Origin of the sequence: Bifidobacterium vespertilionis (genome assembly GCF_008698145.1) — a bacterium.
GTDB lineage: Bacteria > Actinomycetota > Actinomycetes > Actinomycetales > Bifidobacteriaceae > Bifidobacterium > Bifidobacterium vespertilionis.
Window position 1 is genome coordinate 1 of the sequence record NZ_RZNZ01000025.1, and the last position, 13,374, is coordinate 13,374.

18 protein-coding genes are annotated in these 13,374 nt (G+C 57.1%); 12 read left to right on the plus strand and 6 right to left on the minus strand.

Annotated features, from left to right (window positions below; translation table 11 throughout):
- Window positions 1–165: 165 nt before the first annotated feature.
- The 9 genes from EMO90_RS11800 to EMO90_RS11840 all read left to right on the plus strand — a co-directional run bounded on the left by EMO90_RS11800 (window position 166) and on the right by EMO90_RS11840 (window position 8,112).
- Window positions 166–1,902 carry a hypothetical protein gene (locus EMO90_RS11800; protein ID WP_150355084.1) on the plus strand — a complete coding sequence of 579 codons (1,737 nt, stop codon included), beginning with the start codon at window positions 166–168 and terminating at the stop codon, window positions 1,900–1,902.
- A 157-nt stretch (window positions 1,903–2,059) separates the two neighbouring features.
- Window positions 2,060–2,569: a hypothetical protein gene (locus EMO90_RS11805; RefSeq protein ID WP_150355085.1), complete on the plus strand. Its 510-nt coding sequence runs from the start codon at window positions 2,060–2,062 to the stop codon at window positions 2,567–2,569.
- Between the two features lie 650 nt (window positions 2,570–3,219).
- The gene (locus tag EMO90_RS11810; RefSeq protein ID WP_150355086.1) at window positions 3,220–3,741 is read left to right on the plus strand and encodes a hypothetical protein; all 522 of its coding nucleotides are present in this window, start codon (window positions 3,220–3,222) and stop codon (window positions 3,739–3,741) included.
- 460 nt (window positions 3,742–4,201) lie between these two features.
- Complete coding sequence (gene mobC, locus EMO90_RS11815; RefSeq protein ID WP_190972120.1) at window positions 4,202–4,591, plus strand: plasmid mobilization relaxosome protein MobC; 390 nt, start codon at window positions 4,202–4,204, stop codon at window positions 4,589–4,591.
- Complete coding sequence (locus EMO90_RS11820; RefSeq protein WP_150355088.1) at window positions 4,588–5,832, plus strand: relaxase/mobilization nuclease domain-containing protein; 1,245 nt, start codon at window positions 4,588–4,590, stop codon at window positions 5,830–5,832. Before mobC ends, EMO90_RS11820 begins: the two co-directional genes overlap by 4 nt.
- Window positions 5,833–5,935: 103 nt before the next feature.
- Window positions 5,936–6,271, plus strand: coding sequence for a hypothetical protein (locus tag EMO90_RS11825; RefSeq protein ID WP_150355089.1), 336 nt, complete (start codon window positions 5,936–5,938; stop codon window positions 6,269–6,271).
- Between the two features lie 34 nt (window positions 6,272–6,305).
- The gene (locus EMO90_RS11830) at window positions 6,306–6,908 is read left to right on the plus strand and encodes a ParA family protein (RefSeq protein WP_150355090.1); all 603 of its coding nucleotides are present in this window, start codon (window positions 6,306–6,308) and stop codon (window positions 6,906–6,908) included.
- Window positions 6,905–7,162, plus strand: a complete 258-nt coding sequence (locus tag EMO90_RS11835) for a hypothetical protein (RefSeq protein WP_150355091.1) — start codon at window positions 6,905–6,907, stop codon at window positions 7,160–7,162. Before EMO90_RS11830 ends, EMO90_RS11835 begins: the two co-directional genes overlap by 4 nt.
- A 545-nt stretch (window positions 7,163–7,707) precedes the next feature.
- Window positions 7,708–8,112: a hypothetical protein gene (locus tag EMO90_RS11840; RefSeq protein ID WP_150355092.1), complete on the plus strand. Its 405-nt coding sequence runs from the start codon at window positions 7,708–7,710 to the stop codon at window positions 8,110–8,112.
- 89 nt (window positions 8,113–8,201) lie between these two features.
- On the opposite strand, the gene EMO90_RS11845 is transcribed toward EMO90_RS11840, so the two are convergent.
- The 5 genes from EMO90_RS11845 to EMO90_RS12640 are packed head-to-tail and all read right to left on the minus strand — an operon-like array spanning window position 8,202 to window position 9,465.
- Entirely contained in the window at window positions 8,202–8,480 is a 279-nt protein-coding gene (locus tag EMO90_RS11845; RefSeq protein WP_150395005.1) for a hypothetical protein, read from the minus strand.
- 32 nt (window positions 8,481–8,512) lie between these two features.
- A complete protein-coding gene (locus EMO90_RS11850) occupies window positions 8,513–8,731 on the minus strand; it encodes a hypothetical protein (protein WP_150355094.1) in 219 nt (72 codons plus the stop codon).
- On the minus strand, window positions 8,724–9,032 hold the full coding sequence (locus EMO90_RS11855; RefSeq protein WP_150355095.1) for a hypothetical protein: 309 nt from the start codon (window positions 9,030–9,032) through the stop codon (window positions 8,724–8,726). Before EMO90_RS11855 ends, EMO90_RS11850 begins: the two co-directional genes overlap by 8 nt.
- The gene (locus EMO90_RS11860) at window positions 9,029–9,310 is read right to left on the minus strand and encodes a hypothetical protein (RefSeq protein WP_150355096.1); all 282 of its coding nucleotides are present in this window, start codon (window positions 9,308–9,310) and stop codon (window positions 9,029–9,031) included. Before EMO90_RS11860 ends, EMO90_RS11855 begins: the two co-directional genes overlap by 4 nt.
- A 32-nt stretch (window positions 9,311–9,342) precedes the next feature.
- Window positions 9,343–9,465 carry a hypothetical protein gene (locus EMO90_RS12640; protein WP_263390677.1) on the minus strand — a complete coding sequence of 41 codons (123 nt, stop codon included), beginning with the start codon at window positions 9,463–9,465 and terminating at the stop codon, window positions 9,343–9,345.
- 303 nt (window positions 9,466–9,768) lie between these two features.
- On the opposite strand from EMO90_RS12640, the gene EMO90_RS12535 reads away from it, so the two are divergent.
- From EMO90_RS12535 to EMO90_RS11875, 3 genes are all read left to right on the plus strand, one after another.
- On the plus strand, window positions 9,769–10,017 hold the full coding sequence (locus tag EMO90_RS12535) for a hypothetical protein (protein WP_150355097.1): 249 nt from the start codon (window positions 9,769–9,771) through the stop codon (window positions 10,015–10,017).
- 175 nt (window positions 10,018–10,192) lie between these two features.
- Complete coding sequence (locus EMO90_RS11870) at window positions 10,193–10,522, plus strand: hypothetical protein (RefSeq protein WP_150355098.1); 330 nt, start codon at window positions 10,193–10,195, stop codon at window positions 10,520–10,522.
- 203 nt (window positions 10,523–10,725) lie between these two features.
- A complete protein-coding gene (locus EMO90_RS11875) occupies window positions 10,726–11,292 on the plus strand; it encodes a hypothetical protein (protein WP_150355099.1) in 567 nt (188 codons plus the stop codon).
- Window positions 11,293–11,858: 566 nt separating this feature from the next.
- On the opposite strand, the gene EMO90_RS11880 is transcribed toward EMO90_RS11875, so the two are convergent.
- A complete protein-coding gene (locus EMO90_RS11880; RefSeq protein WP_223849864.1) occupies window positions 11,859–13,115 on the minus strand; it encodes an ISL3 family transposase in 1,257 nt (418 codons plus the stop codon).
- Window positions 13,116–13,374 lie beyond the last annotated feature (259 nt).

A 13,374-nucleotide genomic window follows, 5' to 3' on the forward strand; every position in this document is an offset into this window, starting at 1 on the left:
CTTCCGATTCTCAATAAGCGACCATGAACGCCGCATCGCCAGCCGTGCGACATTCAAGTAGTTTTGTAAATTTACACATATTGATAAGATAGCCCCGTAGTAGGCGTAAGCCACTCCGAAACCAAGCTCCTCCGGCACCCTTCCGATTCTCAATAAGGAGGTATTTTGAGAGAGTCCAACACCCCCGACTTCTACCTCCAGACCCGGCAGGTCCTGTCGTCCTCCTATCCGGAACTTTCTCCTGTCGACTTCTATCGTGAGCTTTTTCCCGAGGGGTCCTTCGAGCTGCGCCGTTCTGAGCTGGACGGTCTGACCCGGGACGAGCGTCTGGAGTTCTACCGGTCACTGCCCGCTGACCAGCGTCGGCCCAACGGCATCGTCCTGGAGGTGCCGTCGCAGGACAGCGGGAAGGGTGCACGCCAGTGGACGGTCACGGACGATCTGCATGCCCTGGACCGGTTCACCCGGGACGAGCCGGTGTTCGCGTTGATGGCCCCGATCGGATACTTCGGGTCGAAACGAGACCTCGCCCACGCGTATACGCTCTACGCGATGGCGTTCGACCTCGACCAGCCGAAACTCTCCGGCCTGCTGCACCAGGCCACCCATCACATCATCCCGTGCCCCACGTTCATCGTCCTCAGCGGCCACGGCGTCCACCTGTACTACCAGTTCGAGAAGCCACAGCCGATGTACCCGCGCAACGCCGCCGCCCTGAACCTGTTCAAACGGCACCTCACCCGGCACATCTGGAACCCCTACACGAGCAGGATCGACCAGCCCCAATACCAGAGCGTCAACCAGGGATTCCGCCTCGTGGGAGGCCGCAGCAAACTCGGCAAAGGTTACCCCGTACGCGCCTACCGATGCGGCTCGCCCGTCACCATCGAAGACCTGTCCGACTTCCTCAACGACGAGGAACGCGCCGACGTGGGCCACCTGATCGAACTCAGCGACGACCACGTGACCCTCGAACGGGCGCGCGAACTATGGCCCGAATGGTACAAGAGACGCATCGAGAAGGGCGAGGTCGCCAAGACCTGGCACGTCAACCGCGGCCTGTACGACTGGTGGCTCAAAAAGATCCAGACCGACTCCAACGTCGGCCACCGGTACTTCTGCATCATGGCTTTGGCCGTCTACGCCGTCAAATGCGACATCGGCCGAGACGAACTCGAACGCGACGCCTACGGTCTGATACCGCTCTTCGACTCCATCAGCCCCGAAGACAACCGGTTCACCGAGGACGACGTGAAAGCCGCCCTTAAAGCCTACGAGGACAAGTACGCCACCTTCACCCGCGACGCCATCAGCTACCTCACCGGCATCAAACTCACACCCAACCGCCGAAACCACAGAAAACAAGACCTACACCTTGAAATGGCTCGTGCTGTTCGTGACGTTCACCAAAGACGTTTGGGAACGGTATGGGATGAAAACCGGAATAAGAATGGCCGCTCAACAAAAGAGAAACTTGTTTGCGACTACGTATCTGCTCATCCTGATGCCACGGCGTCGGAAGTAGCGAAAGCATGCGGCGTGAGTCGTCCGACCGCCTACAAGTACATGCCCAAGCAGGAACGCAAGCCGCGAGGTGTCAGCGTCGGCCGTTCGGACAAGAGACAGATCGTGTTCGACTGGCTGGACTCGAACGAAGACCACTCTCTCGAAGCGATCATGGACGGCTGCGGCGTGAGTCGTCCGACCGCTGCCAAGTATCTGGCTCAATGGGACGAACAGATCGGTTCCATCGAACATGATGGCAATCTTGTGGAGGCTGTGACCCGTATGGTTGAGGCCATACAACGAGGTGAATTCAGCGTCGAGGAAATGATAGATGACCCGAACGTTCTTCAGCGTCTCTCTCTCGCGCCGCAGCAAGAAACCGAGGGAGTGGAATAAGACTCCTTTCGAGATGGTTTCTAGTCGAGGAACAATGCTGTGCTGGCATGTGCATACGATGCACCGGACATAAATTACCGTTTCCTCAACTATTGCGACGAATTCATATGCAATGTATAATATTACGTGTTAGTCCATCAACTCAAAGGAGAGCGTCATGGAACGGTTATATAAAAAATCACTAGCGATTATACTTGCGGTTGTTGTTTCTTTCTTTAGTTTTGCAACGCCTGCAAATGCTCACGATACTCTTGGAACCAGATTCATTGACACCATTCAGATGGAGAATGGTTCCGTGTCCATTGAGGACATTAAAGCCATACAGAGTTCCCTCTCTCCTGGAGAAAAATCTCTCATCGGAACGATTAATGGCTATGATCTTTACGCTTGGAAAAATCTGCAAGGGTTTTCATCGTTCTTGCTGGTGAAACAGAATGCCGATTCTTCTGGTCCACAATTTTCGCGAAGAGCCAGTACTCCGTGTACTTTGGCTGTAACTGCTGCGATATGGGCATTAGGGGGTGCAGCTGTTGGTCTTTTGGCAGCTGCTGGCGCTGGCATTTACATAGCAGGGGTATTCATTACTTCTCAATCTCTTGGGGCTCTTGCAGCGGTTATGACAAGTGTTGCCGCTGTGGAAGAATTCGTTGCTCTTTATGTATGTTAAGAGCAATAGCGGTTAGTTTTGTGGAAAATGTAATCACATTTTCCACAAAACTAACCGCGGAAGGAGATGGATATGGACCTTCGTAAGATTTTCATTTTTGTCGCCCTTATATTGCTGATATTAAGTATTATATTCTGTGTTATTAACATTCTTTCTAGGAAGAAAGAAGAATCGGCTCGTAGAAGAGTATATGCTATATCGGCATGTCTCTCTTTAGTTGCGGCGGTAATAACTCTTATAAGTCAATTTTTCCTATAGCGGTTTTTATTTGCTCATTGTGCATAGGGCCTGTCAATAGTAGTACGCAAGACCTCGGGCACTACCTAGTTTGACCTAATCAGTTTGTAATAAAAGGCGGTACGCGAAAGCGTACCGCCTTCCTTTGTTTTCCGACGATTTCTTGTTTTATCAGGATTTCCGTGGTTGCTGTGCTTTCGGGTTTGATTGTCCGTCCAAAATCCGTCGGGTTCCACGTAAACCGGAAGGTGTCGGTGAGCATGTGGGAGTGGGGACGCTTCGACCCGTTGCCTGTTCGGAACGGTTCTAGGCTCGTCGGCTATACGACGGAGCTGGTATTTGCCGGGGCTGTCGCAGTCGCGGCGCGACCCGCGCCGCGACGTTGCCGGATAACGAAATAAAGGAGCACAGTTATGGATGAGCAGGCACAGGAATCCCGGACGGCCAAGACGAGGCGGACGCGTTCAAACGAGACGATACGTCGGGATCGTCTCGTCGGTAACCTCACGAGGAAGGACGACGAGCTGAGACGACGCAAGGAGAGCGACGCCCGTGATCTCGCCCGCGATCTTTTCAAGGCCCAGTCGATGGTGCAAGAGCTGCGCGAGAGGGTCGCTCGTTTTTCGGCCGATTATGGTGTGCCACGCGATGTGATGGCCGAGAACCTTGAACTGGAGAAAAGCGATGCACGGTTCTACCTGAAAAAACCGGTCAAAACCGTCGAGGAAGAGCCGCAGCCAGCATCTGTCGAAGTCCTGTCCTCAACCGACGTGACAGAAGCCGGGGGCGAGGCTTCCTCGGACGTGTCTGTAGAGACCGGGGTTTCGTCCGGGAACGAGAGCATGGACACTCCAGATGACGTGCCAGGCGCATCGTTGTTTCAGACATCCTTGGACGAGACATCATATATGCCCGTCCAATCCCGTGTATGGTAGGCCCGATGCGTGGCGGTTTTCGGGTGGAATGCCGATCCTTGCGGATCGGCGGCGACGCATGGCCCCGCCCGCCGAGAACATCTCGGGCGGAGCGGGCGGGGCCATGCGCGCCATCCTGTCGTCTTTCTCCGCCGGTGACACCTTTGGTGCTCCGAAAGCCGACAGGATTGCGAGCTAGTGCTACCGAATCGGTAGCGGCTCGCTCCCCGCTGAACGCGGGGAGTGCCGCACCCCTTGGTCGGGGTGCTCTCGGAACCCCTTGGTCGGGGTTCCTCACGCCGCCTGTTTCCGCCCGCGACGCGGGCGGAAACAGGCTCTCGCCGCACTGCTCCGCTGTCGTGCGGCTCACGTCCGCTCGACCCCGTTCCGGGGCCTCGCTCTCGCTGGCGGAACCGACGGTTCCGCCAGCTCACGCGCTGTCTCGGCTATGGTCGCCGAGACAGCGGGAAGGAGTTTCTCCGTGACTGTCGAAACACCTTCGTCAGCCGCCTCGCACATGAGGCGCGCCGCTGACGGTTCCCCGCGCCGGCATGTGCTGCTCACACGCCTGTCGGACGCGGAGATGCATTCGGTCGACGCCCTGGCCGAAGCGGCCGGCATGCGACGCGGGACGTGGGCGCGGATGGCGTTGCTGGACATCATCAACGACCGGAGCGCGAGCGTCCGGGAGGTCGCGTCGGCCGATGTCCTGGAACGGTTGGAAACCGGCCTCGCCCGGGCCGGCAACAACCTCAACCAGCTGGTCCGCCTGTCCAACACGTACGGCGGCATCGACCCGGAACGCGCCCTCGACGCGCTGGACGGGATCAACGCCGCGATCGAGGCCATCGAACGGGCGGTGGACGGATGATCGGGAAGATCAGCAAGGGCGCGTCCGCGCACGCCATCGCGAACTATCTGCACGGCCCCGGCAAACGCAACGAACACGTCCGTGCGAACGGCATGCCGGGCGGCGAGGTGATCGGCGGCAACATCGGAAGACGGGGCATGATCCACGGCGATACATGGGCGCGAACCATGACGCGCATAGCGTCGCGGCGCAAGGACATATCACGCCCGTTCTACGCGGTCAGCCTGCGCAATCCGGCCTCGGACCGCACCCTCAGCGACGCCGAATGGTCGGTCGTCGTGGCTCAATGGGCGCACCATATGGGCCTGGACGGCAAACCCTACGTGGTGGTCCGCCACGCGGACGACCACGTGCACGCGGTGTTCTGCCGGGTCGGATTCGACCGCAAGATCTGGAGCATACCCACCGGCGACCGGTATCGCAGCATGGAAGCCATCAGAAACATCGAACGCGACCACGATCTCACGCCGGTCCGAACGCCGGAACGCGGCACATACACCGACCGGGAAACCGGCCGGACGATGACCAGCCGATACACGGTGAAAACGACCATCGCCTTGGAGCGGCGCACCATCGCCGAGACCGAGATCGAATGCCGTCACCGGGCAGATCCCGCACGGCATCCCAAGGGAAGCTGGAAACAACGTATACGGGACATCATCGACCGGGTGATGTCCTCCCGCGACAGGTGGGGCGAGTGGGTCCACCGCACCATCTCCGACGCGTTCGACGCGTTCCACGAACAGGGCCTCGACCTCATCGAGAAAACCACCGACTACACCACTTGGCACGTCTGGCGATATAGGGAGCCGGACGGCCTCGTGCACGACATCGCGCCGGACGAACTCGGCGCGTCATACCAACCCGAAAGGATCACCGATGAACTGGCAAAAAGATACCGAGAGCACCAACAGCGAACCAGCCCCCACGAGGGAGCGCCGCAGCATCCCGAAACCCTCCATGAACTCCAGCGAGATGGCGGCACGCTCGATGGACCGGTCCAAGGAGGACTACCAGAAAGCGACGCTCATCCAGCTCGTGACGGAGATCAGGGAAGACCGGGAAGTGAACGCGAGATTCTTGACGGACTGGAGCGAACGAGTGCAGCAGTCGCAGAGGGAATCAGACGAGCGGTTGGAGACCTTGACGAACCAATTGAACCGGAGCCTGAATGCTTCGATCTCACAACAGAACCAGAGCATCAGCCAGCTCCGAGAATACGTCGAAGCCATGCGCGATAGCGTCGTCCGATACACCGACGACAACCTACGCGACCTATACGAAAAACAACGCCGGAACGCCATGGACCTGCACGACATGCAAACGGCCTCATGCTCCAGCATCATGAGCACCTACGAACAGATCATGGAACGAGCCGAACAGCGGGTCGGGAGGATGGCCGGACTGGAACGCCTGTGCCTCGCCATCAGCCGGTGCGCCCTCTACCTCGTCTCGACGTTCGCGCTCATGCTCATGTTCGTCGAAGGAGTCTTCGGCAGCCTGATCACGCGGGCGTTCGACAACCTCGACGGAGCGATCCCCCGCGAGGTCGCTGGATACGTCGAGCTTGCCCTCGTTCTGCTCATGTTCGCGGGAGTGACATTCGTATCCTGGAAAGCGACGAAACAGTGGAAAACGCCGGAACGCCGGCAAGAGGGCACTGTGATAGACTATAAATAAATATATTTATTGAGAAATAAATAAAGAAGGTGCAATGATGATCATTGGCGTGCTGAACATCAAGGGCGGAGTCGGCAAGACCACTAGTTCACTTGGCATCGCCACGGCGGCAAACCGTGACAAGCTCGACGTAACATTGGTGGACACCGATCCGCAGGGCAGCGCGACGCTCTGGTCACAGGCCGCCGAAGACAACGGCGACCCGCTCCCGTTCGCGGTGAAGTCGATGAACAAGGCCGAGATCCACCGAATGAGGGAGCGCAGGCCCGATGCGGACGGAGGCCTTGTAGTCATCGACTGCCCGCCGAACGGCGACGTCGTCAGTGAAGTGATCCGCACGGCGGACTTTATCGTGGTGCCCTCCAGCGCTTCGCCGATCGACCTGCAACAGACGATGGTCACCTGCGCGTCCTGCCAGGACGTGGGCAAGGACTACGGTGTGCTCATCGTCATGGCAAGAAAAGGCACGAACGCGCTGACGGCGTTCCGCAACGCCGTTGAAGACGCGGGAGCCGGCATCTTCGATACGGAGATCCCCCTCCGTGAGGACTTCAAATCAGACTTTGGCCACACGTTCAAAAGCAATCTTCATGGCTATGAGGACGTATGGCGCGAGATCAAGGAGGCGACCGAATGAAGAAACCAACGAACAATCGACTCGATATGACCGTCTATCGGCATGAGAATCACGCTGACGACGGGACGCGCGACATCATGGACGCGCAGGACAACCGCAACAGAGGCGACGGCGAAACGGTCTCCAAGGTCATGACCACGTTTCTGATGGAATCCGACCTGAAGGAGCAGATGCGGAGCCACTGCCGCGACAAAGGCCTGAAAATCGGCGACTTCATCAACCGGGCGATCAGGGACGCTCTCGAACAGCGGTAGCCGGGAAATGCATCCGGCATGGCCGCACCGGTGCCGGTGCGGCCATGCCGGCGCATAGGAAAGCAGCTCTACCGGATATCAATAAATATATTTATTGAATTTTCAATAATATACAAGGATACGGGAGCGGCATCGTTTTTTCCGGTAAGTGTTGTTTTGTGGTCGGCAAACCAACACTTATCAGGGTTCGTCTTTAAGTGTTGGTCTGTTGATGCCGAACAACGTTTACGCGTCGACGAGATGCGGTAATGTCAGAATGTCAATAAATATATTTATTGAAAAATCAATAAATATACACGAGCGCAAGAGCGGCGTCGTTTTTCGTAAGTGTTGTTTTGTGAGTAACAAATCAACACTTATCAAGGTCGTTTTTAAGTGTTGGTATGTTTATGCTAAACAACGTTTACGCGATGATGGCTGCGGTGCCGTCAGAGAATCAATAAATATATTTATTGAAAAAACAATAAATATTTAGGTTGGAATTTGACTTCATTAAACGTTGGAATGTAAGGTGAAACCAATCTTTAAGTTCGAAGGGGGCCGACGTGAGCAGGGGACTGGGCAAAGTGGAGCGTGAGCTGCTGTCCGAGGTCAAAGAGAGCGGAGAAGCCGTCAGAGTCACCGATCCCGGCTGGGAGCCGAAGCGAAACGAGGTCAGGCGGCGTGCGGCGAGGTCCCTCGAGGCCAAAGGGCTTATCGGCGTCTATATGAGGAAGTCCGGGAGGCACCGGCATCTGATGGTATGCAGTTTGGAATACCTCATAGAAAGAAAACGAAGCGATGCTCTCCATGAGCTGAACGAGACGAGAGACGCCTTCGAGGATGCCGTTCGACTCTGTGAAGAGGCAAAGCCGAACATCAGAATTCCCCGTATCGTCTATGACAACCAACCCATGACGGAGGACTACCCGGAGCAGGAACCCTTCGATGGAGAGGAATTAGATAGTTAACTGTTTATTTCACTGAATACAGTTATGGTGATGGTTAATCAGTTAACTGATTAACCATCACCACGTCATGACAGTGGCTCGGCGTCGGATCACGCCGCTTCCGCACGGTCGTCCCGCTGCGGTCTGCACCAGCGGGCCACGCACCGTTCGACGCGCTTGTATCCGATCTCGCGCGGCTCCAGGCCGTGGTCGCGGAAGATCCGCACCGGCGAATCGCCCTCCTTGTACCTGCGCACCACCTCGTCACGGAACTCCGGCGAATACTCGATGCGCTTCTCCGTCACTCCCCTGACCGCCGGCAATGCCGCCAGGCGTTCCCTCAGCTCAGAGGAGAGCAGCACGCCCCCCCCATTGCGTTTATCCGTCATACACAACTCCAACGGGTAGAAAAACAAACAAATCATGCCGACGGCCACGCGCCGGCCAGCGGACCGTCACCGAGACCAGGCATGTGTGATCCGACGTGGATCGGGCCGACGATTCCGTGGCTGGCGGTCTCGCTCTCCATCCGGTCCGCGTCGTCCGCGACCTGCCTCTCGGCCAATCCGAACAGTTCCAACAGCTCTCTGTCGCGTTCGCCGAAGCCGAACGGCGACGCGTCCGCCCTGGCGTCAGGCATGCTGGAGCCTGCGGACGCCGTAGCGTCGTCGTGCGGCCTCGGCCGTCACGCCGAGCGCCCGGCCGATCGTGTTCCACGACTGGCCGTGCTCGCGGCTGGCGTCCACCGTCCGCTCGATCTCGCGCTCCAACGCGTGCCGCTGGTAGTTCAGGCGGCGCAGCTCGCGCGAGGGGTCGTAGCGTGGGTCGAGCGTCGGATCGCCCGGCGACGGCGCGTCCTTCGTCTCCATCTCCGCCGCGATCTCGTAGCCGTACGCGGCCAGAGCCTCCTGCTCGGCCTTGGGAAGATCCTCGAACCTCATCGCAGCCCCTCCTTTCTCAGGTAGCTCTTGCGGGCCTTCATCGCATGCACGATCAGTTCCACGTCATATCCCGCCCTCGACGCGGTGCCGATCTCGTACCAGACCGCTCCCGAGACCCCGGGCCCCACGTACATGTACGTGGGAGGATCACGGTCGTAGTTGATGTCGACCGGCCCGCGCGACTCGCGCCACGCGTGCAGGATGTCGCTTTCCGACACCCCGTGCTTGAGCGCCGACGGCAGGATGATCGGCTCGTCGTCCTCGTTCTCAAATCTCACGACACAATCATACTTGACAACACATGTTGCCGTCAAATATTGTCATGTCTCAGCAGATACCCCGTCAACGCGACCGCCGCCAGAACCATCGCCCCCGTGCCCATCTCCGGATGGTCGTCCACCAGCGAGACCAATGCCATAAGAAAATCCATCATGCAGTCCTCCTTACGTAGCGCCTTCCACGCTATTGGTCTGCATGCGTCATTGGATGCGTGGGTTGAAAAAAATCTGATCAAAACCGGCGATGCATAACGAAACGGACAATACGTCAAACCATTCTGGGACATCATGACCCCATGATTGTTTTTTTAAAATATTGATAATATACGCCCGGTGGTAGGGTCTCAGACCCACTCAAAGTGCTTTCTCGGGAGGCTGTTTTGACTGTTGTTTCAGGTGGTGGTTCTTCGTTTCGACGGCGGACGAATAAGGCTCCCCGGGTCACGAAAATGGCGACCATGGAAAACGTCGAGCAATGGAACTGGACGTATGAGGAGCTTACCCGCCGGTTCGGCGAACCGGTATCCCCGATGGGTTTCTATCGTGACCTGTTTCCCGTGGGCAGTTTCGAGAGGAAGGGACATTCCGAGGACCGTCTGCCGAACGCGATCGTCATGGAGGTGTTCTCGGGGTCGAGAAGGAACGGGAACGGGGAGCGGAAGCCTGATGTGCGCAGGACCTCGTGTCCGACGGTTTGGATGAGCTGAAGGGCTTCGAGGACAACCGTTTCGCGTTCATGAGTCCCGTGGGATACATAGCGCGCAAACGTGACTCGGATCACGCGCGCCTTGTACGTGTTCGCCGTCGATCTTGACGAGCCGAAGCTGAGGGGGTCTGCTCTACCATTGCGATCCCCGCAACCCCGAGGGATGGAAAAGCCCCATGCCGACCTACATCATCAGCTCGGGCACCGGCCTGCACCTGTACTACCTGCTCGAGGAACCCATCGCCCTTCACAAGTCCAACGCGAAAGCATTGAAGGAGTTCAAGCACGCCCTCACCGAAATGCTATGGACCGAGGACACCAGCCAGCTCAAGGACCGCCAGCAGCAGGGTATCTACCAGGGATTCAGGATCGTGGGCAGCGCCAGCAAGCTCGGCAGCAGGTTCCCTGTTCAGGCATGGAAGACTGGGCCGAGATGGACCGTCCGCACGATCATGATCTGTAATCTGGCGAAGTTATCCACAACGCTCTCACGCCTACTGTCATAGGGGATTAGAGCATGTTTTTGACCCGTTTTAGCGCGACCTTTGGGGCATGGCAGGCAATTATTTTGGGGCACGAACTCCCCTTGAAAGCTATGGCAATTGATAGTTCTACTTAACCAATATTACGCCTTCAGAATGCTTGACGCAGCCCAAAGAATATCATATAATGAGCATCGCTGTTTCATAATTCAGACAAAGGAGTGATTATGAAAAAGATACCGCATATGATAAAAGTCCTTGTTGCATGGCTGTCGGTATTAGGGCTCTCCATGAGTGTGTGCGCACAGGCTTCGGCATCCGAAGTCACTGCCAACGAACCGTATTCGTCATCCGTCACCTCAACCAACAGGCCAGAAGTAGCGGCCACAGACAATATCATGAGGATCAAGGGCAGGGTGCTTGACGCATCCTCCCTCAAAGGAATCAAGCTCAGTTTGGCTGACGGGGACACCGTCGTAACCGAATCGGATTCCTTCCGTATCATCGACAGCGCTGGAAACACCGTCATAGGCTTGGCGACGCAGCTTTCCTCTGGTCAAAGAGTCGCATACGACGCGAGCACGAAAACCATCTACATCGAAACCACAGCAAGCAATGGCCTGAGATCATGCAACCCCTGGGCCAAATGGATCGTGCAGACTTGGGGCGATCTCGGCGTGTGCACCCCTGCAGCATTGGGCGCGCTCGGCCTTGGCGGAGGAATCGTCTCAGCCTTTGTCGCAGCCGGATGCTACGGTGGAATCAGCGCATTGCTCACCCTGATGGGATGCTGACGATACAAGGAGCGGCAATCATGAAGACAAGATTGCGCCAGATTCATGAATACAACGGAAGCCATAATTTGTTCGAAAACTGCAAAAAGACCAGCAATACACAGCTGAGCGCGATAATCGCCACACTGACAACCTGCGATCTGGTTGGATGCTCCTTGTCAGCGAGAAGCTATGCCATGCTTGTCACGTCCCTACTTACAGGAGCCGTTCTATTCCTCGCATGCGAAACTGTGTTCTACAATCTATCGACACTCAATAACGGTGATAATAAGTAAATTAGTTTTTCCCACTAATGACGGTCGTGTGGTCGTATAGTTATTCAGCCACACGACCGTCATTAGTTCTAAAAAAATTCATAGATGATAGGTGCCTACGCACCGCCGAGGTGAATGCTGCCGCCCGGAAAGCCCTCCGGCCCATGCGGGCCTGCGGTCTGCTTTCCGGTTGCCACGAAAACGACCCTGCCGCGTCCTTCGATTCTCAATAAGACCATAAGTGTTGGATTGTCCGTTGATGCAACGCTTAGGTGTTTTTGTTTTTTTAGAGGCTTCTGCTGTTTTCGTGGGTTAGTTTGTTGGTGTTGGTAGTTGGATGTTGAGTCCGCCGCATCTGAGCATGACGAGCGCGATGAGGTTGGTGACGTGGTGGAAGCCGTAGGCCATGCGGATGGTGACTTTGATTCGGTTGTTGAATGCCTCGAGCCTGGCGTTGGAGTAGCCCAGTTCGATCGTGCGTAGGATGTCGGGACGGCGCCGGCGGATCTTCCTGGCGAGTTCTGTGATTTCGGGGATGCGTGAGTGTGACGCCCAGAACACCCAGTGGTTCAACTCGGTCTTGGCTTGGTCGAGGGGGTGTTTGAGCAGGGTTCTCAACAGTTCCTTGAGCTGCCAGGCGCGGTAGAGCTGGCCCTTGGGATCCGTGTTGCGCAGGGCGTCGAATGCTTCAGACTGCTTGTCGGTCAGATCGCGCGGGTTCTTCAATACCGCGTATTTGACGCCGCGCATGCGTTTAGTCGTCTCCTCGTCGTGTTCGCGGCGTGCTTGGTTCCACAGGCGTTTTCTGACCTTGTCGAGCGCACCGGTCATCCAGGAGACGATGTGGAAGCCGTCGAGCACGCGTTCCGCGTTCGGACAGTGCTCGGCGACGCATGAGTCGATCCAACGCGCCCCGTCGCCGGTGACGACCCTGATGGACTTCTTCTGTTCGTCGGTGAGCTGCTGAAAGAACAGGTCGAACACGTCTTTGCCGTACCCGTCGTGCGCCCAGATCACGCGATGCCGCTCATGATCGACGACCACGGTGACGTACGTGTGACCCTTCCGGTAACTGGTCTCGTCCACACCAATCGCGGTGAGCCCGTCGAACGGCGACGGCATCCCCGTTTTCAACCGTTCGGCGACCCTATGGGCGATATCGCCCGCAGTCCTCCATGCGACGTGCAGGAACCCGCTGACGGTCTTCTGGTTGGCGACGGTCATCAGCCACGCGCACTCCGCCTCGAAATCCCTCGTAAACCTCGAGCCGGGCTCGGCCCACGACACGGAAGCGACCACCACCCCGCACTTCGGGCAGTCCACGCGCGGCATCACGGCGACCAGCTCCACCCGCCAGCAGCCGAAATCCTGATGCCGCCAACGACGCACACCACCGCCCCGGTCGTAACCGTGGCGTCTCCTGCCGCATCGGGAGCATCGGAGCATGCCCTTACGCGGGCGCACGCGGATCTCGAGCACGGGCACGGGACGCAACGGCGAGTCAACGATCCGCGCGTCCTCGACCACCATGTTTTTGACGTTGAGGAGCTGGTTGAATATGCTGTTCATCAGGCGCTTTTTGGTTGTTGTTTTTCTTGGTCGTTAAACATCCTACCCAGAAAGCGCTTTTCTCTTACTCCCTCAACGACTCAACAACGAACCCACACCCACGAAAACAGCAATAGCGCCTTTTTTTATCTGTATTGATAAGATAGCCCCGTAGTAGGCGTAAGCCACTCCGAAACCAAGCCCCTCCGGCACCCTTCCGATTCTCAATAAGCGACCATGAACGCCGCATCGCCAGCCGTGCGACATTCAAGTAGTTTTG